Annotated in this window: 11 protein-coding genes and 28 pseudogenes; 20 read left to right on the forward strand and 19 right to left on the reverse strand. The window is 69.7% G+C overall.

Translation table 11 applies throughout. The features are described 5' to 3' along the window. Nucleotides 1-50: 50 nt before the first annotated feature. From UK94_RS73760 to UK94_RS51725, 15 genes and pseudogenes are all read left to right on the forward strand, one after another. A partial coding sequence (locus UK94_RS73760) for a hypothetical protein (RefSeq protein WP_268761352.1) occupies nt 51-121 on the forward strand: 71 nt, incomplete at its 3' end. Nucleotide 122: 1 nt separating this feature from the next. Continuing rightward, nucleotides 123-259, forward strand: a pseudogene (locus UK94_RS51675) (PrgI family protein); the annotation flags it as partial. 1 nt (nt 260) lies between these two features. Continuing rightward, nucleotides 261-364, forward strand: a pseudogene (locus UK94_RS73765) (hypothetical protein); the annotation flags it as partial. A gap of 2,178 nt (nt 365-2,542) precedes the next feature. Next, the coding region (locus tag UK94_RS51680; protein WP_235487958.1) for a DUF87 domain-containing protein at nt 2,543-3,309 on the forward strand (767 nt) is incomplete at its 3' end. Between the two features lies 1 nt (nt 3,310). Then, nucleotides 3,311-3,705: pseudogene (locus UK94_RS51685) on the forward strand (conjugal transfer protein TraC); the annotation flags it as partial. A gap of 28 nt (nt 3,706-3,733) precedes the next feature. Further along, nucleotides 3,734-3,946 (forward strand): hypothetical protein (locus UK94_RS51690; RefSeq protein ID WP_235487888.1); only part of this gene is annotated, 213 nt, incomplete at its 3' end. Between the two features lie 1,797 nt (nt 3,947-5,743). After that, a partial coding sequence (locus UK94_RS73770; protein ID WP_268761353.1) for a TraM recognition domain-containing protein occupies nt 5,744-5,892 on the forward strand: 149 nt, incomplete at its 3' end. A 1-nt stretch (nt 5,893) separates the two neighbouring features. After that, nucleotides 5,894-6,235: pseudogene (locus tag UK94_RS73775) on the forward strand (hypothetical protein); the annotation flags it as partial. Between the two features lie 114 nt (nt 6,236-6,349). Beyond that, a pseudogene (locus UK94_RS73780) lies at nt 6,350-6,449 on the forward strand (hypothetical protein); the annotation flags it as partial. Nucleotide 6,450: 1 nt separating this feature from the next. Continuing rightward, nucleotides 6,451-6,866, forward strand: a pseudogene (locus tag UK94_RS51700) (replication-relaxation family protein); the annotation flags it as partial. A 16-nt stretch (nt 6,867-6,882) separates the two neighbouring features. Next, a pseudogene (locus UK94_RS73785) lies at nt 6,883-7,046 on the forward strand (hypothetical protein); the annotation flags it as partial. A 10-nt stretch (nt 7,047-7,056) separates the two neighbouring features. After that, nucleotides 7,057-7,271 (forward strand): annotated as a pseudogene (locus UK94_RS51705) (hypothetical protein); the annotation flags it as partial. 198 nt (nt 7,272-7,469) lie between these two features. Further along, a pseudogene (locus UK94_RS51710) lies at nt 7,470-7,612 on the forward strand (hydrolase Nlp/P60); the annotation flags it as partial. A 22-nt stretch (nt 7,613-7,634) separates the two neighbouring features. Continuing rightward, nucleotides 7,635-7,913, forward strand: a pseudogene (locus UK94_RS51715) (hydrolase Nlp/P60); the annotation flags it as partial. A 98-nt stretch (nt 7,914-8,011) separates the two neighbouring features. Next, a pseudogene (locus UK94_RS51725) lies at nt 8,012-8,237 on the forward strand (NlpC/P60 family protein); the annotation flags it as partial. 1,706 nt (nt 8,238-9,943) lie between these two features. Here UK94_RS51725 and UK94_RS51730 read toward each other — a convergent pair. The 12 genes and pseudogenes from UK94_RS51730 to UK94_RS73800 form a co-directional block, all read right to left on the reverse strand. Next, nucleotides 9,944-10,162: pseudogene (locus UK94_RS51730) on the reverse strand (restriction endonuclease); the annotation flags it as partial. A gap of 934 nt (nt 10,163-11,096) precedes the next feature. Further along, nucleotides 11,097-11,465: hypothetical protein (locus tag UK94_RS51735; RefSeq protein ID WP_235487889.1), on the reverse strand; the 369-nt coding region annotated here is incomplete at its 5' end. Nucleotides 11,466-12,088: 623 nt separating this feature from the next. Further along, on the reverse strand, nt 12,089-12,320 hold a 232-nt coding region (locus UK94_RS51740), incomplete at its 5' end, for a transposase (RefSeq protein ID WP_235487891.1). Nucleotide 12,321: 1 nt separating this feature from the next. After that, nucleotides 12,322-12,554 (reverse strand): annotated as a pseudogene (locus UK94_RS51745) (DDE endonuclease); the annotation flags it as partial. Nucleotide 12,555: 1 nt separating this feature from the next. Then, a pseudogene (locus UK94_RS51750) lies at nt 12,556-12,712 on the reverse strand (hypothetical protein); the annotation flags it as partial. Then, a partial coding sequence (locus UK94_RS51755) for a winged helix-turn-helix domain-containing protein (protein ID WP_268761346.1) occupies nt 12,676-12,889 on the reverse strand: 214 nt, incomplete at its 5' end. The pseudogene UK94_RS51750 and the gene UK94_RS51755, both read right to left, overlap by 37 nt. A 1-nt stretch (nt 12,890) precedes the next feature. Further along, nucleotides 12,891-13,079 (reverse strand): annotated as a pseudogene (locus tag UK94_RS51760) (helix-turn-helix domain-containing protein); the annotation flags it as partial. A gap of 1 nt (nt 13,080) precedes the next feature. After that, nucleotides 13,081-13,164 (reverse strand): annotated as a pseudogene (locus UK94_RS73790) (DNA-binding protein); the annotation flags it as partial. 1,090 nt (nt 13,165-14,254) lie between these two features. Beyond that, nucleotides 14,255-14,738: MarR family winged helix-turn-helix transcriptional regulator (locus UK94_RS51765; protein WP_268761347.1), on the reverse strand; the 484-nt coding region annotated here is incomplete at its 5' end. Nucleotide 14,739: 1 nt separating this feature from the next. Next, nucleotides 14,740-14,827, reverse strand: a pseudogene (locus UK94_RS73795) (MarR family transcriptional regulator); the annotation flags it as partial. A gap of 219 nt (nt 14,828-15,046) precedes the next feature. Beyond that, nucleotides 15,047-15,297: pseudogene (locus UK94_RS51770) on the reverse strand (MarR family transcriptional regulator); the annotation flags it as partial. A gap of 1 nt (nt 15,298) precedes the next feature. Beyond that, nucleotides 15,299-15,541 (reverse strand): annotated as a pseudogene (locus tag UK94_RS73800) (MarR family transcriptional regulator); the annotation flags it as partial. A 134-nt stretch (nt 15,542-15,675) separates the two neighbouring features. On the opposite strand from UK94_RS73800, the gene UK94_RS14130 reads away from it, so the two are divergent. The 5 genes and pseudogenes from UK94_RS14130 to UK94_RS73810 form a co-directional block, all read left to right on the forward strand. Beyond that, nucleotides 15,676-16,083, forward strand: a complete 408-nt coding sequence (locus tag UK94_RS14130) for a chloride channel protein (protein WP_055750208.1) — start codon at nt 15,676-15,678, stop codon at nt 16,081-16,083. A 2,820-nt stretch (nt 16,084-18,903) separates the two neighbouring features. Further along, a pseudogene (locus UK94_RS73805) lies at nt 18,904-19,214 on the forward strand (chloride channel protein); the annotation flags it as partial. Between the two features lies 1 nt (nt 19,215). Then, nucleotides 19,216-20,479, forward strand: a pseudogene (locus UK94_RS14150) (chloride channel protein); the annotation flags it as partial. 26 nt (nt 20,480-20,505) lie between these two features. Next, a partial coding sequence (locus tag UK94_RS51780; protein WP_235487967.1) for a hypothetical protein occupies nt 20,506-20,626 on the forward strand: 121 nt, incomplete at its 3' end. 1 nt (nt 20,627) lies between these two features. Then, a pseudogene (locus tag UK94_RS73810) lies at nt 20,628-20,781 on the forward strand (hypothetical protein); the annotation flags it as partial. 132 nt (nt 20,782-20,913) lie between these two features. On the opposite strand, the gene UK94_RS51785 reads toward UK94_RS73810, so the two are convergent. The 7 genes and pseudogenes from UK94_RS51785 to UK94_RS73820 all read right to left on the reverse strand — a co-directional run. Then, nucleotides 20,914-21,185 (reverse strand): tetratricopeptide repeat protein (locus UK94_RS51785; protein WP_235487892.1); only part of this gene is annotated, 272 nt, incomplete at its 5' end. Between the two features lies 1 nt (nt 21,186). Continuing rightward, a pseudogene (locus UK94_RS51790) lies at nt 21,187-22,308 on the reverse strand (tetratricopeptide repeat protein); the annotation flags it as partial. A 1-nt stretch (nt 22,309) separates the two neighbouring features. After that, a pseudogene (locus UK94_RS51795) lies at nt 22,310-22,576 on the reverse strand (ATP-binding protein); the annotation flags it as partial. 1 nt (nt 22,577) lies between these two features. Next, a pseudogene (locus UK94_RS51800) lies at nt 22,578-22,804 on the reverse strand (ATP-binding protein); the annotation flags it as partial. 1 nt (nt 22,805) lies between these two features. Then, a pseudogene (locus tag UK94_RS73815) lies at nt 22,806-22,854 on the reverse strand (hypothetical protein); the annotation flags it as partial. Between the two features lie 8 nt (nt 22,855-22,862). Next, a pseudogene (locus tag UK94_RS51805) lies at nt 22,863-23,265 on the reverse strand (toll/interleukin-1 receptor domain-containing protein); the annotation flags it as partial. Nucleotide 23,266: 1 nt separating this feature from the next. Beyond that, nucleotides 23,267-23,379: pseudogene (locus tag UK94_RS73820) on the reverse strand (toll/interleukin-1 receptor domain-containing protein); the annotation flags it as partial. Between the last annotated feature and the right edge of the window lie 1,365 nt (nt 23,380-24,744).

Here is a 24,744-nt window from a genome sequence, read left to right on the forward strand (position 1 = left end):
CCGATGCCGCGCTTCACCGCACCACCACCAGTACCCGGAGGTGAGCGGCCGTGACGCATCCCGTCCACATACCCGCCGATGTCGACCGTGAGGACCGGATCGTCGCGAACCTGACCGCCCGNCAGGTGCTGATCCTCGCGCTGACCGCCATGGTGCTCTACCTCGCCTGGGCCGCGACCCGCAGCCTGGTGCCACTGCCGGTGTTCGCGGTGCTCGCCGTGCCGGTCGCGGCCGGCGCCGGCGTCCTCGTGCTGGGCCANCGCGACGGGCTGTCCCTGGATCGGCTGCTGGCCGCCGCGATCCGCCAGCGGACCAGCCCACGTCACCGGATCAACGCCCCCGAAGGTGTGATCGCACCACCGTCNTGGCTGGCCGCCCGTGCCACCAGCGGCGCCGGTGACCGACGGCCGGCCGCGGACGCACAGANCGCGGCGCCGCTGCGGCTGCCGGCCCGCACCGTCACCGGCCAGGCCGGGGTCGGCGTGATCGACCTCGGCGGCGACGGGCTGGCAGTGGTCGCGGTCGCCTCCACGATCAACTTTGCGCTGCGCACGCCGGATGAGCAGGACGCCCTCGTCGCCGTGTTCGCCCGCTACCTGCACTCGTTGACCGCCCCGGTACAGATCCTCGTGCGAGCCATGCCCGCCGACCTGAGCGGCCAGATCCAGCAGCTCGACGACGCCGCCGAGCAGCTTCCCCACCCGGCGCTGGCGCACGCCGCCCGCGAACACGCCACCTACCTGGCTCACCTCGCCGCCGAGATGCAGCTGCTGACCCGCCAGGTGCTGCTGGTCCTGCGCGAGCCGCTGGTCACCGCCGGCCCGGTCGACGGGCTCGGCGGTGCCTCCCCCCTGGCCGCGTGGTCGGGCCGGCGGGCCGCGGCCCGCGACGCTCGCCGTGCCGGACAGGCGATCAGACGGGCCGCGCACACCCGNCTCGCCCGCCGTCTCGCCGAGGCCACCGATCTGCTGGCACCGGCCGGGATCGTGGTCACGCCGCTGGACGCGGGGACGGCGACCAGCGTGCTGGCCGCNGCCTGCAACCCGGCCGGTCTGGTGCCGCCGGCCGCGCTCGCCGCGCCCGACGAGGTCATCACCGCCGACCTCCCCGAGGACTACCCGGCCTACCAGACCGCCCCCGACAACGACGGCGGCTTCCCCGACGACGGGTTCGACGACCCGGACGTGGCCNGACCGGGCTACGACGACCGGTTCGACGACGCCGACGGCCCGCCCGACACCGACGATCCCGACTTCTGGGACCCGCCCGACCTCCGCCCGCCCGCCGGGCGCTCCGACGGCGGCTCCCGACGGCCAACACGACCCACGCGACGGAGGGGACACGCCCGATGAGCAGACGAGCCCGACGCCGGGCCTCCGCGCAGGCCCCCAGCCCGTCCACGGTGGACGCCGCCGCGGCGGCGTTCGTCCCGGACGCGCTCACCGTCAACGCCCGGCACCTGGACGTCGGCGGGGACTACCTGGCCACCATGGCGATCACCGGGTATCCCCGCGAGGTCCACGCCGGCTGGCTCGCCCCCCTGCTGACCTACCCGGGCCGAGTCGACGTCGCCGTGCACGTCGAGCCGATCGACCCGGTCACCGCGGCCCGCCGGCTGCGCCGCCAGCTGTCGAAGCTGGAGTCCGGCCGGCAGGTGGGCGACGAACGCGGCCGGCTGATCGACCCGCAGGTCGAGGCCGCGACCGAGGACGCCTACGACCTGTCCGCCCGCGTCGCCCGCGGCGAAGGCAAACTGTTCCGCCTCGGCCTNTACCTCACCGTCCACGCGANCAGCGAGAACGAGTTGGCCGACGAGGTCGCCGCCGTNCGGGCGCTGGCGGCCAGCCTGCTGCTNGACGCNAAACCNGTCAGCTACCGNTCCCTGCAAGGCTGGGTCAGNACCCTGCCGCTCGGNTTGGACCAGGTGCGGATGCGCCGCACCTTCGACACCGCGGCCTTGAGTGCGGCGTTTCCGTTCACCAGTCCGGACCTGCCGCCCGCCGACCCGACGTCGTTGGCNCCGACCGGGGTGCTCTACGGGCTCAACGTCGCCAGCAACGGGCTGGTGCACTGGGACCGGTTCGGCGACNTCGACAACCACAACGCCGTGATCCTCGGCCGCAGCGGCGCGGGGAAGAGCTATCTGGTCAAGCTCGAACTCCTGCGCAGCCTCTACCGGGGNATCGAGNTCCACGTCGTCGACCCNGANGANGAATACGCNCGGCTGGCCNNCGCGGTCGACGGCAGCTACCTGCACCTCGGCGCCGACNACGTGCGGATCAACCCGNTCGANCTGCCCATCCAGACCACCCCGGACGGCCGTCGGACCGCGCCGCGCGACGCGCTGGTGCGCCGCAGCCTGTTCCTGCACACCGTCATCTCCGTCCTGGTCGGACAGCTGACNCGGATGCGCCGCACCTTCGACACCGCAGCCCTGTCCGCGGCGTTCCCCTTCACCTCCCCGGATCTGCCGCCCGCCGACCCGACGTCGTTGGCGCCNACCGGGGTGCTCTACGGGCTCAACGTCGCCAGCAACGGGCTGGTGCACTGGGACCGGTTCGGCGACGTCGACAACCACACCGCCGTCATCCTCGGCAGAAGCGGCACAGGGAAGTCCTACCTGGTCAAGCTCGAACTGCTGCGCTCGCTGTACCGGGGCATCGAGGTCCACGTCGTCGACCCCGAAGACGAATACGCCCGGCTCGCCGCCGCAGTCGGAGGGACCTACCTGCATCTCGGTGGCGATGGGGTGCGGATCAACCCGTTCGATCTGCCCATCCAGATCACCCCAGACGGCCGTCGGACCGCGCCGCGCGACGCGCTGGTGCGCCGCAGCCTGTTCCTCCACACCGTCATCTCCGTCCTGGTCGGACAGCTGACCCCGGCCGAACGGGCAGCCCTCGACGTCGCGATCACCGCGACCTACCAGGCGGCAGGGATCAGCTCCGACCCGCACAGCTGGAACCGGCCAGCACCCCTGCTGACCGACCTCGCCGCAACCCTAGCCAGCTCCACCGACCCGGCGGCGGCGGCACTCGCCGCCGGGCTGCACCCATTCACCCAGGGGGCGTTCTCCGGCCTGTTCGACGGCCCCACCAGCGCGCCCGGCGACGGCCACCTGGTCGTCTACTCGCTGCGCGACCTGCCCGACGAGCTCAAAGCCATCGGCACCCTGCTCGTCCTGGACGCGATCTGGCGGCGGGTGTCCAACCCCGCCGACCGCCGGCCACGCCTGGTCGTGGTCGACGAGGCGTGGCTGCTGATGCGCCAGCCCGCCGGCGCGGACTTCCTGTTCCGGATGGCGAAGTCNTCCCGCAAGTACTGGGCCGGGCTCACCGTCGCCACCCAAGACACGGCTGACGTGCTGGCCGCCGATCTCGGCAGGGCGATCGTCACGAACGCCGCCACCCAGATCCTGCTCCGCCAGGCACCGCAGGCCATCGACGAGATCACCACCGTGTTCGACCTGTCCCAAGGCGAACGGCAGTTCCTGCTGTCCGCCGACCGCGGACAGGGACTCCTCGCGGCGGGGGCACAGCGGGTCGCGTTCCAGGCCCTGGCGTCACCGGTCGAACACCGCCTCATCACGACGAATCCGGCCGAACTTGCCACCGAACCCGCCGACACCGACGACGGCTTCTTCGACCTCGCCGTACCCGCTGACCCGGATGACCTCGACGGCCAGATCTACCTCGACCTCGCCTGNCCCCTATCCCGCCACAGGGAGATCGCCATGCAGGTTCTCGCAGCAGCGACGTCTACACCGTTGCCGCCGATCATCATCACCTACCTGACCGACCCCGGGAGCGTCCTCCACCAGATCCTGACCCAGCTCCAGGCATGGGGACCCCTCGCCGGCCCACTGGCCATCCTCGACGCCATCGGTGTCGTCGTGCTCCGCCGCTGGCTACGGCGCCGCTACCAGCAGCGGCTGACCGCCGGCGCCNGGCTCGTCACCGTCCTTGCCCCGCCCGTCGTCGACCCGGCGGGCGCGAGTGCGCTGTGGTCAAACCTGCTCGGTCTGCTCCGCCCCGGCTGGCGACGCCTGGTCGGCCAGCCGCACCTGGTGTGGGAGTACCTATTCGACGCCGATGGGGTCCGCATCCAGATCTGGGTCCCCGGCGTCGTCCCCGCCGGGTTCGTAGAACGGGCGATCGAGGCGGCCTGGCCCGGGGCGCACACCCGGACCGTCCCCGCGCGAGCGCCGTTGCCCGTCGTGGCCCCACCCGGCCGGCGGCTGCTCGCCGCCGGCGGCGAACTGCGCCTGGCCCGGCCAGAAGCGCTACCGATCCGTACGGACCATGACGCCGACCCGGTCCGCACGCTGCTCGGCGCGCCCGGCGGCCTAGCCCCCACCCAGCGGGCGGCGGTGCAAATCCTGGCCCGGCCAGTCACCGGCCGCCGCGTCGCCCAAGCCCGCCGCGCCGCCCGCCGGGTCCGTTCCGGCGGCTCGACCACCCTGCTCGGTGGCCTGCTCGACCTGCTCACCCCCCACACGGGCCGCAGCCGGCGCACCCGTCGGACCCCCGCGCCAGCGAAGGTCGACCATCAGACCTCTCTCGCGCTGTCGGCGGAGGACCGCGCGATCGTCATGAAGGGCCGCGGCGCCCAGTTCGAGGTCCGCGTCCGCTACGCCGTCGTGGCCGTTCTCGACGACACCACCGACGAGGACACCGCCGTGCGGGTCGGCGGGCAGCTACGCGGCCGGGCCNACGCCATCGCCAGCGCCTACGCGGCCTACGGTGAACACAACTACTACAAGCGAGCCCGGCTCCGCCGCCCACTGCCTGTCCTTGCCGCCCGCTACCTCGGCCACGGCGACCTGCTGTCCGTCGCCGAGGTCGGTGCACTGGCCCACCTGCCGATCGATGAGGNGACCCCGGGTCTGCAACGCGCTGGTGCCAAAGCGGTCGCCCCGCCGCCCGGCGTCGCCACTGACGGGTCGAACGTCCGCCCNCTCGGCCGTTCCGACGGCGGACAGGCCCNCCCGGTCGGCCTGCGGGTTCCTGACGCCCGCCACCACCTGCACATCCTCGGCGCCACCGGCTCGGGTAAGTCCGAGCTGCTNGCCCGGATGACGTTGGACGACGTCGCCGCGGGCCGGGGCGTGGTGAACGTCGACCCGAAGGGCGACCAGATCATCGACATCCTCGCCCGCTACCCCCTCGACGCCCTCGACCGCCTCGTCCTGTTCGACGCGGAATCGTCGGGCCGGCCACCGTGCCTCAACCCGCTGGACCAGCCCGACCGGGCCCGCGCGGTCGACAACCTGGTGTCGATCTTCAGTCGGGTCTACAGCGACAACTGGGGGCCACGCACGGAGGACATCTTCCGCGCCGGGCTTCTTACCCTCGCCGCTCAGCCCGAGGTCCCCGTCCTGACCCAGCTGCCCCGGCTCCTAGCCGATGGCGCCTACCGGGAGCGCTTGGTCGGCGAGATCAGAAAAGGCGACGGCAACGAGATCCTGGCCGGCTTCTGGCAGTGGTACGAGGCGCTGTCCGAGCCGGCACGGGCGCACGCCGTCGCCCCGTTGATGAACAAGCTGCGCGGGTTCCTGCTGCGCCCGTTCGTGCGGGCCGCGATCGCCGCCGGCCCCAGCACGGTCGACATGGACGCCGTGCTCAACGACGGCGGGGTGTGCCTGGTCCGCATCGCCCAAGACGCCCTCGGGGTCGAGACCGNCGCGCTGATGGGCTCGATCGTCGTCTCCGCGGTCTGGCAGGCCACCACCCGGCGCGCCCGGATGCCCCAGGGGAAACGGCCTGACGCCAGCCTGTACCTGGACGAGGCCCACCATTTCCTCACGCTTCCGTACGCGCTGGAGGACATGCTCGCCGCCGCCCGCGGCTACCGACTGTCGATCTCCATGGCGCATCAGAACCTCGCCCAGCTNCCGCGGCACCTGGAAGAGAGCATCGCCGCGAACGCCCGCAGCAAGATCTACTTCACGATGTCGCCGGCCGACGCGAAACGGCTCGTCCGCCACGTCGAACCTCGCCTGTCCGAGCACGACCTGGCCAACCTCGGGGTCTTCCACGCCGCCGCCCGCCTCGTCGTCACCGGCGAAGAGGCACCGGCCTTCACCCTGCGCACCGAGAAGCTGCCCGCCCCGATACCCGGCCGCGCCGCGCAGATCCGCCGCGAGCTGCGCCGCCGGACGCCCACCCCCGCGCCGACACCGCCGGACCCGGCGGCCCCGCAGCCGCAGGCCGACCCCCGCCGATCCGCCAGCTGACCACATCGGAGCTCTCATGGTCGCCTACCCACAGCCACAGCGTGCCCTGCGCATCCCACCCAGAGCCCCCGGCCGAGTCGTCGCCGACGCCGCACTTGTCACGTTCCTCGCCCNCCACCTCTCCCTCCGCGACCGGTGGATCGCCCGGCTGGCCCACGAACACCGGGTGTTGACCACCCACCAGATCGTCGAGGCCGGCTGGTCCAGCCGACGGNCCGCGAACCGCCGGCTGCTGGAGCTCTACCGGTGGCGGGTCCTCGACCGCTTCCAGCCCCTGGTTCCCGTCGGGCAGGGACTACCCCCAGCGCACTACGTCTGTGACATCGCCGGCGCCAGCGTGCTCGCCGCCGAGGACGGCATCGAGCTGAAGGAGACCGGCTACCGCCACACCCGTGCGATGGCCATCGCGCACTCCCTGCATCTGGCACACACCGTCGCCGTCAACGGCTTCTTCACCGCCCTGATCGCCCACACCCGCCGCCCCACCCCACCCGGCACGCTCACCGCCTGGTGGTCGGAGACCCGGTGCCTGCGCGCGTTCGGGGACCTCGTCCGCCCCGACGCCTACGGCCGCTGGACGTCGCCCCGAGGTGAGATCGAATGGTTCCTCGAACTCGACTGGGGCACCGAANCCCAGCTCAACCGCNTCGCTCTGAAGATCAGCGACTACGGCCGGCTCGCGGCGGCGACGAGGATCAGCACACCGGTCCTGTTCTGGTTCCCCACCGCCCAGCGTGAGACCAACGCCCGCCGCGCACTCGCCGCAGCGCTGACCGGGCTCGACCAGCCCGACATGGTCCCAGTCGCCACCNCCGCCGCCNCCCTCGCACCCGCCGAGGCCCAGCTCGATCCCACCCTTCCCCGCTGGCTGCCCCTGACCGCCACCCCCGGCGGCCGGCTCCCCCTCGACCAGCTGACCCGCGCCTGGCCCCGGCTACGACCCCCCGACCCGGTCGACGGCCGACCCGGCGACACCCCGACCGGGCCGGGCCTGCGCCCACCCGCGCCGATGCCGCCCGAGCAGTACCGGGGGTGAGCGGCCACGACCAAATACCTCGCCGCCGCCGTCGCCGCGGTGGTCCTGCTCATCGTGCTCATGGGCGCCGCCGCCGCCCAACTGGCAGAACGGGTCCTGTGCGCGCCGGTCGTCGGCTGGTTCCTCGGCTGCGGCAGCGGCGGCAGTCCCAGCCAGACCGCGCTTGACGACGTCCCCGCCGACTACCTGACCCTCTACATGCAGGCCGCCGCGACCTGCCCCGGCCTGTCCTGGACGACGCTCGCGGCCATCGGCAAAGTCGAATCAGATCATGGTCGCAGCCGGCTGCCGGGCGTGGCCAGCGGCACCAACAGCGCCGGGGCCGGCGGTCCCATGCAGTTNCTCGCACCGACGTTCGCCGACATCGTCGCCCACCACCAGCTACCAGCAGGCGGCGCCAACCCGCCATCGCTTTACAACCCGTCCGACGCCGTCTACGCAGCTGCGGCCTACCTGTGCGACAACCGCGTCGGGACAGACCTGACCGGCGCCCTGTGGCACTACAACCATTCCGGCGCCTACATCGCCCAAGTCGTCACCCAGGCCACCCAGTACGGCTCGACTGACGGCTTCGGGGCCGACACTGCCCCGTCCGACGCCGGCTACGCCGCCGTCCTCTACGCCCAAGGGCAGCTCGGCATCNCCTACCTGTGGGGCGGTGACGGGCCGNCCGAGGGCGGTTTTGACTGCTCCGGGCTCACCAGGGCCNCCTACCTGGCCGCCGGGATCGACCTGCCCCNCACCGCGCAGACCCAGTATGAGGCCGGACCCGTGGCCCCACCCGGGGACCCACTCCAGATCGGCGATCTCGTCTTCTACGGCACCGCCACCAACATCCACCATGTCGCGATCTACATCGGAAAAGGGCAGATGATCACAGCTCCGGGACGTGGGAAAGTGGTAAAAATCGCCCCGTATAGGTGGCAAGGGGACGACTATTTCGGGGCAACAAGGCCGGTCAACTAGGATTTATTAGGTCTGGGACTTAACCCGCATCTGAACCATGTAGTATTGGGCGGCTAGAGTAGTTGATCTCCAGTGTCGGCGTTACCTGTAGTTTCGCCTCATTCGGGACCGCCAAACTCGGCGGCATAGTACGCGAACGCTTCGTCGTCGAATTCAGCTGGCGCCAGGTTTGGACTGGGTGTCGATTCNAATTTCTCAGTCTTTTCNCTTTGGGCAATAATTTGGGTGACATATGCCATGGAGTCTTTAACAAAGGAGTGGTCGGCGACGGCTACCGCCGACTCGGTGTGCAGGCGTTCGGCTTCCCTAGTCCAATTGGCGCTACCTATCCACACCAAATCCGGGCGGAAGGTGACCCCTGTGAAGAACTCGTCGTCCTCATAGATGCCNCCAAGCACGAGGACCTTGGAGTGCAGCAACGGTAGTGATTCACCGGTAGGGGTGTGGCCATAAACTCGAAGCGGTCCCAGGGAGCTGCCCATCGCATCCCCAGGGCCAACGACGCGGGGGCGACCGCCGAGCTGTTTAGGCTTGAGGCCGCGGAGCGCAGGAAACCATTCCGTCGACACTGGCCTGCCGCTGTGATGTAACGCCTGCGCTGCGGGAGAGGGACTGGATCGGGGTTTGTTGATGACTATGCAGCACGGCATGGCCGCGAGTCGCCTGGCGATTCCTATATGGTTGAACCACGGAACACAGCCGATCGCGGCTGGTCGGAACCAGCCCTCCGGCCTCGCCAGGTGGNGGTCCAGTAGTTCGCACATCCCGGCGACGANCCCCTCCTCTCCGCCTCCGAACCAATGCCAGCGCTGTTCGGACCGCTCGCGACCGTGAACACCCAGGTCCCACCTCTTTAGTGCTTCGGCAGATGCACGCTTCTGCCGTTCGAGTATCGAAGGCGAGCTTTCCTCATCCTGCTGTTCTACATAACGGTCTCCCTGCTTCATCCGCTTGCCTCCTCGTACCTCNCACCATTCCCGGAATCCTAGTTTATCTACTTGATTCTCTCCAAGAGACGCGCGGCGAGGCCCTCGACAAGCCGGCACCGGGTGATGTCTGTGACGCGACCCGTGGGGTTAAGGATCGCACGCGTGGCGGTGGGCGGAACCATGCCCACGATCACGAGACTGCAACTGGCCGTGCCCGCCGNGGCGTGGACGGCTACTGGCGCCATGTCATCGACCCGGTCGGGTCAGCGTGACCTTGCGGACAGCTTCATCAGTGGTCGATCGGCCTCCTGCGATCAAGAAGAGCGCCATGATCGACGAATACCGCAGAACAGCAGTCCGCCAGTCAAAATGAGCTTTATCCGCCAGCGTATCCGCGGCGCACGCTCAAGCTCTGGACGACTGCACCTGTCCGGCCGGCAGGGGATGTTGCGATCCTCGCCGGGCGCCGTGGTTACCCCCACGGGCGTGGGGAGTTTTTTTAATAGACCGTCCGTCTCGAACTGTGATCATCGCTGTTAGTAGCGTCGCNCAGAGCAGACTTGTGATCTGGAATTGTGTCGGCATCGAGCCGAACCCTGCCATGCCAGCAGTCAGCGCTGCCAGCGCGGCGAGCAGGGCGCGAACCACAATGCGATACATCCCCTCGACACAGGCCAGTCACTGACAGTCAGAGTACTCCTCCGCCCGTGGGCATTGCAGCGANCCTGCGGACTCGTCGGATAGGGGCCTACCCAGTCGGCGGCTCGTCCTGACCCTTCAGGCCGCGTCGTTGCGGAAGACTTGGCGGTCGTGCCAGGCGATGTGCTCGGCGTCGATAAGGGGTTCGCCGGAGCGGGGCGAGGCGAGGGGGCGTCCAGCGAGGTCGTAGACCGCCCGTCCGGCTGGTGCCTGCGCGAGGTAGATCTCGGACACTTTGAGCCGGCGGTCGGGGGTGAGGCCGAGGACGCCGAGGTCGAGCAGTGTGTGGTGCAGCGANCACAGTGCCAGACCGTTGGTGACGTCGTCGGGCCCGTGTTGACTGTGCCAGCGAACATGTGCGGCCTCGATNCCGACGGGGACCGTTCCGATCCGGCCGTCGAAGCCGCAGGCGGCGCAGGAGTGGGCGTAGACCCGCAGCACCCGTTCGGTGAACGCGGCGCTGCGTCGGCGTCGGCTCACCACCGCCAGCCGGGAGTCCTCGGATGGCGTGGCGACGTTGAGGCCGACGGTGTCGCAGATGACTGGTGCCAGGGCGGAGGTGAAGTGGCGGTCGAGCAGCATCCTGGTCGCAGCGGCAAGCACCGCCGGATCGGCGAGTAGCCGCTCGACATGCTCGTGTAGCCGGCCGGTCGCATGGAGATCAATCAGCAGCCGACGTCGCTCCGGCGTCTCGGTGCCGAGCGGGCCACCGGTCGCGTTGCGGAGATCCCACAGTTCGCGTTCCAGATGCACGAACGGCATCGCTGCCCGCTGCCGCGCCGCCGCGCGTCGCACCGGTGGACCGAATTGGTTGATCAGGCGGCTGACCGGCTCCTCGGCGTCGGCATAGCTCGCGACGCTGCTTCCCGTCGTGGCGAACCGGCCAAACAGCCACAACAGCAGCAGCGGCTTGTGAGGCACTCGGACCGCACCCACCTGGGCCCGACGCAACCGCCCCAGACGATCAAGTAACTCGACGCTGTCCATCACCGCAATTCAACATCACCCGTGCGACGGCAGCACGNGGCCCGGCGCCTGGTCCCCGGCGNCAGCCCCGATACCCTGGCCACATGCACTCAAGATCGCCGACCTGCGAGGAATACGACGGGGTTCGGATAACAGCACCCTGCCAGTTAACTGAGATCTATTCGAACAATCACCTGTGAGGCGATGACCCGCTTTCATGACGGGAGACTGTGCCGATCTCGGGGCTGTCTCGCCATCAAAAGGATTAGCGGGCGGGCTCGCCAACGTGGATGTAGAAGGTTCGCGGCTCCGCGAGGTCCTCAAACGACAGCCCGAGCCGCTCCCACATCTGGATGATTGCCTCCTCGCCTTCGCGAAGCAGCGCATGTTCCTGCTCCCGGAACTCCGACAGCGTAGGGAGCGGATTCTGTCGTCCCGCACCCAAAATTGCTCCCCACGCTGGCCCAAGGTACAGACAAGTCCCTCGATGGCCGGCAAACTCGGCCTCCAGTGGGCCCGTGCGATCAGTCCCAACCGCCTGGGCCTCGACATGGGCAAGAAGAGTCATAGCTTGGTCCGTCTGGCTGACCAGAGTCGACCACATGCGCTCCAAGTCAATTCGGCGAGTGCGAAANGACTGGACAAGATCTGGCCATCCAGGATAGACGACATCGTCGAGGACCTCTCCGACGCTCAGTCGCTGCCCATCTCCGATCACGTCCACAATTGTCATGGGGCGCGGCGCGCCGTCCTGCGGTGTGGCTGTAAACATCTGGCCGAGCACCATACCAGCCACAAGGTCGGCCCGCAGCTCGTCGAATGCGCAGCGACTGATCGAGCGGGCGTACTCGCTAGGCGTATGCGAGGGAAAATTTACTCCCTCCATCGCTCCGCTAGCCCACCTCAGTCGTTCAAGGAGGGGATGCACCAACTCATGGGCGATCAAGGTGGTTGAATAAGCCCATTCTTGCGGATCGAGGAATTCTCCCAACTGCATGCCGTCGATGACGATGTGGAACCGTGAGCGATCGCTGGTCATCGGAATGGTCTTGGCGACGGCTAGACCGCCACCGACGCGGTCGACCGTATATGGGTGACCGTCGCCCCCGCCAAAGGCATCCGACTCTGCCCAAGTCCGCTCGACCTCCGCCCGGAAATCGTCAGCCACCGCTGCCGTCACGGCGACAGCGGGAACATCCAGACGCTCGGCGAGCGCAGCTAGAAAGTGGCTACAGATCTTGAATGGTCGGGGTCTGGTTACGGGGGTTCCGGGTCGAGGGTCAGGTCGGTCTGGCCGAGGAAGCCGGTGATGAGGTCGGGCCTGTACTGGATGCGTTTGAGCAGGGTCTTGATCGTGGTGGTGAGCTGGTCGGCGGTGACGCGGAGGTGGTTGCCCAGGTCTCGTTTGACGTGGGCCCACACGCCTTCGACGGGGTTGAGGTCGGGGGCGTAGGCAGGCAGGGGCACCACGGTGAGCCAGCGGGTGTGGNGGGTGAGGAACACGCGCATGGCGGCGCTGTGGTGGGTGTTGAGGTTGTCCCAGCACAGGATGATCGGGGCGTTCAGCTGGTGGTGCGCGGCGGCGATCAGGGTGGCGTAGTCGTCTTCGGAGAAGCTGCGACGTTCACCCTTACGGCCGTGGTGGGTCAGGACCCGGTAGAACAATCGGGGCCGCTGGCCGGGCCGGTAGCAGACCAGGGCGGCCATCGAGACCCGCCCCGAGNCCTTCCCCGACACCCGCACGGTCGGGGTGTGTCCCCGCGGTGCCCAGGTCCGGGCCTTCGGGGGTCGCAGGCTCTGCCCGGCTTCGTCCTCGAAGACGATCCACGCGCCGGTCGTCGCCGCTAGCCTCGTACCTTCGCCCAGGTCTCGGCCCGCCACGCGGAGATCTTCTGGTCGTCGCGTTCGGTGGCGCGACGGGCGGGGGCCTGGGGGCTGTATCCCAGGCGGTGCAGCAGATACGACGTACCGCGCAGGGTGTAGCGGGTGTGGAACAGCCGGCCGATCACAGTGGTGACCCGGGCCAGGGTCCAGCGCTGGTCGGGCCAGCCGTGCGCGNCTGGACCGCGGTCCAGTTCCACCCGTAGCCGGTCAAGCTGTCGGTCCGACAGCCGGCACGACGCCCCACTCGGCCCGCGTGAGGCCAGTGCCGCCATGCCACCGGCCTGCCAGCGCCGTTTCCACTGGTAGGCCGACTTCGTGCTCACCCGCAGCCGCCCGGCCACCTCCACCGGGTCGACCCCGGCGGNGAACAGGTCCGCCGCCTGCACCCGGACCGCTTCCCGACGAGCACGACCCTGCGCGGTAAGCCCGCCACCATCCGCATACCTCATGCCAGCGGTAAGGCCCCAACACGGTCAGGTCATACCCGGACAGACCGGATGTGATCAAACAGNCCCCGACCATTCAAAATCTGTACGTAGACAGCCCCGCCTGTTCGCCCACTGGGCATGGGTCACCAGTTTCTGACGGACTGGATGGGAAGAGCGGAGTGACAGGAGACCGTCACGCTCCGTTCTGTGGGGNCCTGGGGGTGAGATCCCCCCGGGCTACCCGGCCCTCCTGACCGACCCCCGCGGCCAACGCGCCCGCCCACAGTCGGAACGTGAGACCAGGAAGGCGACCCCGACCTCGCATCACGAGCCGAAGGGCCTTACAGCGACGGCAAGCACGGCTCGGGCGGGTGGATCCGGGGCTGCTGGCCGCGTGCGTCGCGCGTTGGTGCGCGCGGCTCGACCGCATCGGCTACGCCGCGAGACCAGACCGCCGCACCGTCCAACGGGACGCGGCGGCCGGCAAGGAGGGGAGTGCGTCCCAGCCCTTTCCTTCAACCCGAAAGACGGGGATAAGACCGTGGCCCTTCCGCCTCCCACCGTCCCGCTGCCGTGTCCTCTCCTCCGACCGGCCTGGGCCGACCGCTCCGTGGTGACCGACGAACGGCCCGTGCACAACCTGACGGATCTCGCGCATGCGCTCGGCGAGAACGTGCTCGGCTGGACCNACCTCCTGCTGACTCTCATCGACCGCAGTGACGCACCACGCCTCGCGCTCCTCGCGCAAGTCTTCCCCTGGCACGTCCACGCCTACCAGTGGTGGCGCGGCACCTACCCGTCTCCGACCGTCGGCGCGCTGCGCGCGGAGATGGCCCGCGCGGAACAGTCCCGACCCGACTCAACCGACCCGGCCGGCGACACCGACCGGATCATCACCATCAGCGCGGCGGCGCCAGCCGACCGAGCGGACGCCATACTCGACATGCTTACCTGCGCGGCAGAACGCCTCGGCATCGACGTCATCGGCGCCATCGACAGCCCCGAGGACTGACGGTGACGAAGAGAGAAGCCGCCGCGCGCCGGCCAATCCGACCGCCGCCGGAATGAATCAGCCGAATCGGGGGGTGCAATGGACGATGCTTTCGCGGCATTAACTAATCGAAATTTTCGGCTGTATTTCGTGGCGAAGTGCATCTCGCATGTGGGTACCTGGATGCAGCGAATCGCGCAGGACTATCTGGTGCTGCATCTGGGGGGTGGGGGCACTGCGCTGGGCGTCACCGTGGCCGTGCAGTTCGCGCCGACGGCGTTGGCCGGAGTCCACGCCGGCGTGTCGGTGGATCGACTGGCAGACCGGCGCCGGGCGATGGATTCGGAAAGATCTGATCAGATCTTCCCTGGCCTCGGTCGGGACCCTTGCGAGCACTCGTCGGATCTCTTCTCGGCGCCGACGGGTCACGTCCGTGACCAGCTGGCGTCCAGTCGGGGAGAGCGTCAATCGCACGGATCTGCGATCGTCGCGGGGGCGGGCTCGGCGGATCAGTCCTTTGGCATCGAGCCGGTCGCACATCCGCGTCGCCGTGGAGGGGAGCATCGCCAAGGACTCCACCAGATCGACCATCCTTTGCGGTCCCNGGGACGCGAGAACGACGAGGAGCCGGTACTGCGGAAGTGTGACATCCTCACCGACCTCGGCGAGTGATCGGGCCGCGACGGCGACCAGTGCGNGGGAGGCACTCAGTACAGCGTCGACGACCTCGTCCTCGACGCCGACCTCATTCTGGGCAGCGGATGGGGACCACCCGGCCGACTCCTGCGCAGCCATGACCTCTTCCTCGACGCGTTCTCTACCAGGCCCCGTAGTGCGGCCGAAGGTTAACGTCATGGGCCCTGGCGGGGCGGCCCGCGCGGGTCCGGGTCAGCTCCAGCCTAGGGCGCTGGNGTCGCGGCTGGAGTCGACGCCCGGTTCGCCGCCCGCCCGCGCGAAGGCGCGTAGTGCCGCGACCAGGCTGCCGCGCAGGTGGGGGTCCATCCTCTCGACGATTGCCGCGATCTCGGATCGGCGGCGGCGGGTCACGTCGTCGACGAGCTGCTGGCCGGTCGCCGTGAGCTGAACGATGACCTCTCTTCGGTTCTCCGGGTTGCCGAGGCGGTCGATCAGGTCGGCGGCGACGAGGCGGTCGGCCATGCGGGNGGCGGTGGAGGGATGGACGGCGAGGAGGTCTGCGAGTTCACCGGCGCGCAGCGCGCCGCGGCTCGCGAGAACTACGAGCATCCGGAACTGGGGCAGGGTGACGTCTTCTCCAACGGCCGTCAGCGAACGGGCAGAGACCGCCACCAGCAGGCGGGACGCCGTGAGGACGGCGTCGGTGACCTCGTCCACTCCCCCGTCCGGGCTGCCGGACGGGGGAGTGGAGGCATCCGGTGTCCCGGTCATGCCACCGTTTTACCGTGCGCCGCGACCAGTGTGTCGACCAGGACACCACAATGTCGATCGTCGACGGCAACTCTTGTATCATGCAAATGTGTGTGGGTTGACGCGATGAGCGAGGTCANGGGTGGCTTCCAGGCTTGGATCGAGCGTGCGGCCAGATCGGGTCCGCATTCGGCTCCGGGCTCGGACAGCTCGCTCGGGTCGGGACCGAGCGGCTGCCCGTCCTCGTCGCCTGTGGGGTCGCGGGCGGGATCGCCGCGGCCATCGACGCGCCGCTTGCCGGAGTGGTGTTCGCCCGTGAGCTGATCCCGGCGTCCTTCACGGCGGAGGCGTTCGGAGTCGTGGTCCTGTGCTGCGTGTGCGCCAGCCTCGCCGGGCGGGCCCTGCCGATCAAGATCGTCGCTACCAGTCCGACCATCGGTATCGGCGGGTCTGGCGGGGTCTTTGCACCCTCCCGTTTCGTCGGCGCGATCACCGGGGCGACGTCCGGTGTGTGCGCCCAGCCGTCTCGCGTCTGGTCGTGCCGGTCGGGGCCGAGGCGCTGATCGGCAGGGAGGAGTCCGCCCTGTCGCGTATCCNCTGCCGGCGGTCATCGGCGCGTCCGAGGCCGGCAGAGACCTGACATCGGGAGAGACGTGAGCCACGATCACCAGCAGGCACGGCGCCGGCGGCTACTGCTCATCGATGAAGACACGATTGACGCCGCACTGTTACGAGAGGCGCTGCGTGACCGTGGGCGGGACTGGGATCTTCACGTGTGCCCGGACAGCAAGCGCGCCTTCGACTTCCTGCGGGGCCTTGCGATACCGCCGGATGCCATCCTTCTGGATCTTCACGCGCCGGGTGCGGACGGTGGGGGCCTCGTGGCTTGGGCTCAGGCGGTGCTCGACGTGCGAGGGATCCCCACGATCGTCCTGACGGCGCCCGGCATGGTGGAGGTGCCCCATGGCCCGCCGGATTCCATGATTGTCTTCGTCGCGAAACCCGACGATTTCGACGNCTTCCTGGAACTGGTCCGCAAAATCGAAGATCTCTGCCTCACTCCCGAGTCGTCGGATGGACCACGCGTCCCGGCCGAACCCGGTCGGGAGAAGCGATGTGACGGCCGGGGTCATGGCTGAAGTTCTCCGGGGGCCGCTGTCTGGAGCGGCGATGCGGCTCAGGGGAACCGGCGCACCTGGGGCGTGAGCATGCGGGGCCGACGGCGGGCCCGAGGCGACGTGTGGCGCCGCCCGATCGACGGCCCGACACCTCCGCGCCGGCCAATACTTGCACTATACAATAGTTGCCATGAATGCATGTAGCCGTGCGAGAGATCAAATTCTGCCCTTGGGGGGCATGGTGGACGTGGGTGGCGGATCCGGTGCGGCGAGGACCAGGAAGGGTCGTCGTCCGCGGATGGACCGTCCGATCCGGCGTCTCCCGGCGGGGTCATGACAGGGGATGCCCAGCACACCACTGATCCGGCTGCGTCGGCCAAGCACGTGGAGCCATCCGAGCCCGGGACGCTGAGCCGCCGGGCCGAGCCGAGTGATGCCGGCCGGCGCCCTGGCCGTGCCGGCCCGCTGCTCAGCGGTGCCGCGCTGCCGGTAACGGCCGGCACGGTGGCGCTGGTGGCGCTCGTCGTGCCGGTGACGGTCCTCTGGATGACCCGCCGCAGGCCGGGCACGCCTGTGTTGCCGGTCTCCTGGTGTCGCTGGGGCCAGAGCGANGCGCTGCCTCCCTTCGGCCCGGGCCGTCTGCTCGACGCCTGGCAGCTCGACGCGGTCGCACTGGCCTACCTGCTGCCCTTCACCGTGCTGTATCTGTGGGGAGTCGCCCGGGTCCGCGCGCGGCACCCGGCCCGGCCCTGGCCGTGGCCTCGCACCGGGGCGTTCCTGGCCAGCACCGGGGTCGTCGTCCTGGCCACCAGCAGTGCCGTCGGCGTCTACGACGAGACGCTGTTCAGCATGCACATGGCTCAGCACCTGATGCTGATCATGGTGGCTCCGCCGCTGTTCGTCGCCAGCCGGCCACTCACCCTCCTGCTACACAGCACCGGTAACCCGCTACACGGCCGAGTCCGCACAGCGGTTCGCTCCCGGCCGGTCGGCGTCCTGCTCTCCCCGCCGGCTGCGTTCACCTNCTACACGATCATCATCGTGGGAACCCACCTCACCGGGTTCATGGGCGCGGTGATGACCCGGCCCTGGCTCGGCCAGCTCGAGCACCTGCTCTATCTCGCCGCCGGCTACCAGTTCTTCGTGCTGCTGTTCGGGGACGAGNCGATCCGGTGGCGGTTGTCCATGCCCGGCCGGCTCGCGCTGCTCGTGCTGTCGATGGGGGTTGACACCTTCGTCGGGCTGGTTTTGCTNCAGGCCCGGACGCCGATCGCGATGGCCCCGCATACCTGGGGCAGCAGCCCCCTGCTGGACACCCAGACCGGCGGCGGCGTCATGTGGGTCGCCGGCGACGGAATCATGGCGTTGATGATCGTTCTGGTGTTCCGGGCATGGACCCGCAAACCCGAGGTGGTGCGCCGGGCCCGCACCGGCTGGACGGAACGGGCCCNCACGGCCACCTTCGCCGTCCACACCGGCCACGAACCCGCCCGTACCTCCCCGCTTGCCGCGGGTCCGGGTGCCCGGCCACGGCAGGTCGACATCGACGACGACGAGGCGAGCTGGNAGGCGTACAACGACTGGCTCGCCAGCCTCGACACCCACAGCTGAGCGAAACCGGTCTCGTACGACCTCGTCGACGGCGGACCCGGAAACATCAGGCGGGGTCNTCCCGCCCGGCCGACCGTGGATCGGGGTCGTCGGGGCGGGATCATCCGGCGCACGCGCCAGGTCACCGTTCTCCCGTGCGCAGCAAGCCATGGTCCACTCCGCGCGAGGCAAGCACGCTCACAGCAACTTTTGTACTATGCAAATATGTGACGGGGCTACGCGGGCCCGCCCCGCACGTGATCGGCTGGCCCCGTCGATCCTCGGCCGCACCCTCGAGGGAGGCAACGCGATGGCATTGCAGGNAACGGTCGAGGCGGCCCGTTTCCGATTCACGTGCCGGCGCTGCCAGGCGTGGTGGTGCCGGGAGTACCAGGTGCGGCGATGGCAGGACCTCGACGGCACCCAGTTCGAGTTCTACGAGCAGTACGGGATACCGATGCCCGCGCCGACAAGCGGGATTGCGTGCCCGGCCTGCGGCGGCCCGCGGGTCACCGCCGACACCCGGGTCGGCGTCGTCCCACCGTCGGCACCGCCGCCCCCAGCGAGAGCGCGTCCCGTGCACCGTCGCCAGCGTCTGCCGCTGGTCCGCTGGTTCCCCTGACAGGACCACCCCTACTGACAGGACCACTCCTACGACCTTTGGACGACGTACACATGTGGCAACGCTCCAGATCGGCCGTGGCCCGGTGGGCGGTAGCCGTGGACCTCGGTTCGCAACGGGCGGGAGCCGGCCTGGCCGGCCTGGCGGTGGTCATCGGTGCCGGGGTCGGGCTCGGCGCGGTGGCCTTCCGCTGGTTGATCAAAATCTTCACCGAGGTGTTCTGCGGCCGGGCCGACTGCTCGGTCGGCGGCCGTCTACCCAACCCGCACGTCCCCGGCCTGGGCTACTGGTTCCTGCTGCTGGTACCCGTCCTCGGCGGATGCGTCTACGGCCCGCTGATCCACCGGTTCGCCCGCGAGGCCCGNGGCCACGGCGTACCCGAAGTGATGTACGCCGTCGCCGAACGCGACGGCCGCATCGCACCCCGCGTCTCCGCCGTCAAATCCCTGGCCTCCGCGCTCTGCATCGGCACCGGCGGCTCCGTCGGCCGAGAAGGCCCCATCGTGCAGATCGGCGCCGCCCTCGGCTCCACCCTCGGCCAGCTCGTCCGGGTCGCCCACCATCGACTGCCGATCCTCGTCGCCTGCGGCGCCGCCGGTGGCATCGCCGCCACCTTCAACGCCCCCATCGCCGGAGTCCTCTTCGCCCTCGAAGTCATCCTGCGGTCGTTCACCGCCGAGGCGTTCGGCGTCGTCGTCCTGTCGTCCGTCACCGCCAGCATCATCGGACGCGCCGCCTTCGGCACCGCCCCGTTCCTCACCCTGCCCGCCTTCGAACTCCGACACGGCGGCGAATACCTGCTGTTCCTACTGCTCGGAGCGCTCGCCGGCCTGGTCGGTGTGCTGTTCACCCGCCTGCTCTACCTCATCGAGGACTTCTGCGACTGGGCCTGGCGCTGGCCCGAATGGCTCCGCCCCGCCGTAGGCGGCCTGCTCCTCGGCGCCGTCCTGCTCGCCCTGCCCCAGATGTACGGCGTCGGCTACCCCGTCCTCGAACGCACCGTCCACGGCGGGTACGCCCTGTGGTTCCTGCTCATCCTCATCGGCGGCAAGATCATCGCGACCAGTCTGACGATCGGCATCGGCGGCTCCGGCGGCGTCTTCGCCCCCTCCCTGTTCATCGGCGCCGCGACCGGCGCCGCCTTCGGCACGCTCGCCCACGACGTCGCCCCCGGGCTCGTCGCCCCCGTCGGCGCCTACGCCCTGGTCGGCATGGGTGCGGTCTTCGCCGGCGCCGCCCGTGCCCCCATCACCGCCGTCCTCATCCTCTTCGAGCTCACCGGCGAGTACACGATCATCCTTCCGCTGATGACCGCCGTCGTCATCGCCACCCTGATCAGCCGGCTACTCGGCCACGACACCGTCTACACCCTGAAACTGACCCGCCGCGGCATCGACCTCACCGCCTCCCACGAGACACGCCGCCTGCGCGCCATCCCCGCGACCCGGGCCATGCACCCCGCACCCCCGGCGATCTCGGCCTCCACCAGCCTCACCCAGGCCGCCGAGGCCCTCGCCCGATCCCCACATGCAGCTCTCCCCCTCACCGACGATCAGGACTGCTATCAGGGCGTCGTCACCGCGCACGCCGTCGCCACCGCCCTCGACAGCACCGTCTCCCACAGCGAGGNCGTCCCCGACCCAGCTCTGGGCACGATGCCGCGGACGGTCGGCGACCTCTCCGTCCGCCCGCCCAAGGTCAGCGCCGCCACCAGCCTCGCCGCCGCCCTGCACGCCCTCACCACCACCGACTCCCACTGCCTCCCCGTCCTCGACGNCAGCGGTGAAAAGGCCATCGGATGGATCACCCACCAGTCGATACTCGCCGCCATCTATCCGCCCTCCCGCACCTCCGCCCTCACCACCGCATCACCCTCCCTCACCTCGCAACCTCCCGGCGAGAACCCGCGTCCGCTCCTTACGATCGCCTGACAAGGCACTGCGACGGGCCCCGAGCAGCGGCAGTCTGCCAGCGGCGCCGAGCCCGCGCGTCCCTCGTGGCCCTACCGGTGGCGGAACGGCAATGTGATCAGCGGCGGGGGCCACCCGCCGCGTGGGGTTCTGTCACCTGCATTCGATCCGGTCAGACAGGCTTGCCAGCAGCCGGGCTGTTTGGCGCGTGTCGGGATGCTCTTCGCCGAGCACTCGCCGCCAGCGCCTCAGCGTGTCCTCCGCAAGATCGCGAGCACGCTGCGGGTCGCCGAGGGCGGCCAGCCGGACGGCAAGGTTGAACGCGGAGGCCAGGGTATGGGGATGGTCCTCGCCGAGGACCCGCCGACGGCGGTCCAAAGTGTCCTTGTCCAACACCCGCGCGCCCGTCAGGTCGCCGACGGCGGNCAGCCGAACGGCAAGGTTGTTCGCGGACTGCAGGGCGTCGGGGTGGTCGCTGCCGAGAATCCGCCGACGCCGGTCCAGGATGTCCTCGGCCAGGTCCCGGGCGCCCCGCAGGTCACCGAGTTCCGCCAGCCGGATGGCGAGATTGGACGCGGTGGCCAGGGTGTTGGGGTGGTCGTCGCCGAGGATCCGCCGGCGCCGCAACCAGGTGTCCCTCTCCAGTTCCGACGCGCCCTGCGCGTCGCCGAGGGCGGCCAGCCGGATGGCAAGGTTTCCCGCCGACACCAGCGTGTGCCGATGGTCATCGCCGAGGATCCGCCGGCGCCGAAACCAGGCGTCCTCGTCCAACGTCCGGGCAGCTTGGTGGTCGCCGAGAGCGGCATGGACGGCGGCGAGGGTGGTAGCGGTTTCCAGGGTGTCGTGGTGATCGGGGCCGAGGTCGGCGAGATTCTGCTGATACAGCCGGCCGGCGATCTGACGGGCAGCGCGGTACTCCCCGCGGACGTACAGGTGCCAGCAGAACAGGTCGGCGGCGTGGCGTAGCCGGTGCGGGTCGTCGACGCCGATCAGCCCGGCCTGGGCGTGTAGCAGGTGGGGGCCGAGGGCTGCCCAGGCCGGCCAGGCCGCCGGGTCCTCGGCATCATCGGGGACGGCGGTGCCCAGCAGGCGGCCCAGCATGTCGCCCACGCGGGTGCGGCGGGTGGAGGTGAGCTGGCCGGCGACGACCGTCTGGACCAGACGGTGGACGACGAGGCCGTCCCCGATGCGGCGCGCCAGCGAGTAGTCCAGGAGGGCGGCGATCGTGTCGTCGAGGTCGACGCCGGGATCATCGCCCGCGACGATGCCGGACAGCGGCGGTTCGAGCAGGTCGGGCTGTCCGAGCAGGCCCATCGGGATGTGTTCCGGGGCAAGCAGGGCGCACAGCTCGAGCAGCTGCACCGCGGCCGGCGCCTCGGTCGTCAGCCGCTCCAGAGAGACCGACCAGCAGGTGTCGATCCGCCCGGCATACAACGGGTCGTCGCCCTTCCCGAGGAACGCCTGCCGCCGCCGGCGGAAACGGTCCAGGTAGTCGGCGGCAGGCAGCTGTGTGCGAGTGAGATAGCCCGCCGCCTGTGCCAGCGCCAANGGCAGATCACCCAACTCCGCTGCCAGCCCGTCCGCTACCGCAACGTCCAGTGAGGGTAGCCGCCGGGTCAGCAGGGCAGTCGACTCGGCCCGGGGGAGCAGGTCCACCTCGACGGTCGCGGCCAGGGCGTCCCAGGCCGGATTACGAGAGGTGATCAGGATGTGCCCGAGGCCGGCTGGAAACCAGGAACGCAGCGCGGCAGGTTCTTCGGCGTTGTCGAAGACAAGCAGCCATCTCTGTTGCCGGCCCAACGCGGCCAGCACCCCGNCCGCGACGTCGGGTAGCGGCCCGTCCGACGGCAGGTTCAACGGTCCGGCCAGGGCAGCGAACTTCTCGGCCAGCAGCGCGGTCCGTTCCGCGTCGACCCACCACACCAGCCGGTAGTCGCCGGCATGTCGGTGGGCGTACTCGACGGCCAGCTGGGTCTTGCCCACCCCGCCCATGCCGTGCAGCGCGGTCACCGCCACCGGTCCCGCAGCCAGTTCCCGGCGGATCNGATCAAGGTGGGCCTCTCGGCCGGTGAAATGACGGTTACGTCCCGGCACCTTCCAANCCTCGGGCGTCTGCCCCGGGAACACCGCCCCCGCCCCGCTCCGCGGCCCGGCCACGGTACCGCCGGGGAAGCCGTCAGACCTGCGGGTCGGGCGGGCCAGACCGACCGCCTCCACCAGCCGGCGCCGGGCGGTCGCCTCGTCAACGCCGTGCAGGTCCCGGTAGCCGATCGTGGACAGCACGCTCGGGATCGGGCAGTCGGTGACGCGTAACGGGATGATTTTGTGCCCGGCCAGGGCTCCGGTCCACTCCTGGGTGCACCAGTGCGAGGTGAAGTACGCCTCCGAGCAGAGCGCGACCGTCCGGCCCGCGGCGTCCATCTGAACACTGATCCAGGTCACGAAGTTCTCCCCCGCGGGGGAGTCCCACACCTGCACCGTCACCGATCGGCCCTCGGCCTCCAGNACCTCCGCCGCCCACGTCGCCCACGCCTCATCCGCGCCTGTGTACGAGATGAAGAAGTCCACCGCTGCCGGTGGACCGCTTGTGCCGTCCGATGCCGGGGCCGCCGTTCCCATAGCCGTACAGCCTGCCAGAGTCGCGAACCGTTACGGTCAACGTACGTTGGACACTCCCGCTTCCGACGACCGTCGCCCGAGCTCCGATCGGCGGGCCCACGGGTCAGCGAGCGCCGAACAGCTCCAGGTAGCGCTTCGAAGATTTCGGGTTCAGGTCCGGCCGGTAGAGCGATGACCGGACGTTCGCCGGCTCGGAGTTGTTGTAGTAGGCCTCGTAGNCCAGATGCGCGGCATTCGCCACGAACGTCTCGTGCATCTTGCTGATGTAGAAGGGGTTGTCCTTCCCGCCGCCGTTCGACCAGGCCACCCCCCACTCCGGGACGGCGAACTTCTTGCCGTGAGCACGGGCGAACTGGATCACCGTGCACAGTCCGGACCGCTGGTGGCACTGCCGGTCCCAGCTCTCCTCGTCGGTCGACGGGGGATAGAAGTCGTAGGAGTCGATGCTGACGACGTCGACGTACTGGTCGCCGGGATAGGCATCCCACACGTCCTGCCCGCTGCCGGGCAGCGTGTCGGTGTGGGCGTTCATGTTCCAGTCGATCTTGACCTTCGGTGCGGTCGACCGGATCGCGGTCACCGTTCGACGGAAGCACGTCTTCCAGGTCTCGACATTGCGCACGTGCCAGTAGTTGAAGGCGCCGTTGAACTCCCATCCGAGGCGGACGTAGGCGCCGCCTCGACCAAATTTCGTCAGCGTGGTGCCGAAGGTGCGCCAGTAGTCGTCGTAGGCGCCACTGGCGCAGGTGGCCTCGTCGCCGTCCTCGGGGAACGGCGGTTGCGCGATCGACAGTTCGCCGGGGAACTTGTCCCCGGCGAAGGCCGCCGTCGGCCAGTCCGCCGAGACGAGGTTGTACCAGTCCTTACGGCTGGTGAAGACGACCGCAACCCCGATCTCGCGGCCGGTGAACGTACCCCAGGCGTTCACGTCGGCCGGGTAGTTGCCGTTGGTGCCGGATACCCAGTGCACTCCCGCCGGCTTCGGCTCCGGCGAGCGGGAACAGGCCCCGAGTCCCGCGGCCAGCAGCCCGATGATCAGCAGCAGCGACAGTGACACGAGCCGCGACCGGCGGCGTCGGCCACACCCCCGCAGATGCCGGCCTGGATCCACCATCAGAAGGAACACCATGACCGCGGCGACCCCCCACAGCCCGGTCAGTGCCGGNGGCTCCGGCTTCGTCGACGGCGGCCGACGCCACCCCGGCGGGGCCGCACTGCGCCCCGCGGCCTCCCGTGCAGTCCCCACGACCGAACACCCCCCTTGATCGACAGCGGCCTGCGTCGTCCCGCCCATGTCTCGACGAAACCGCACCGAGAGGAAGACGCTAACGTAAGGGTTGATTTGGGTCATTTCCGGGTTCGCGT

The organism is Frankia sp. AvcI1 (assembly GCF_001420875.1).
GTDB classification, from domain to species: Bacteria; Actinomycetota; Actinomycetes; order Frankiales; family Frankiaceae; genus Frankia; species Frankia alni.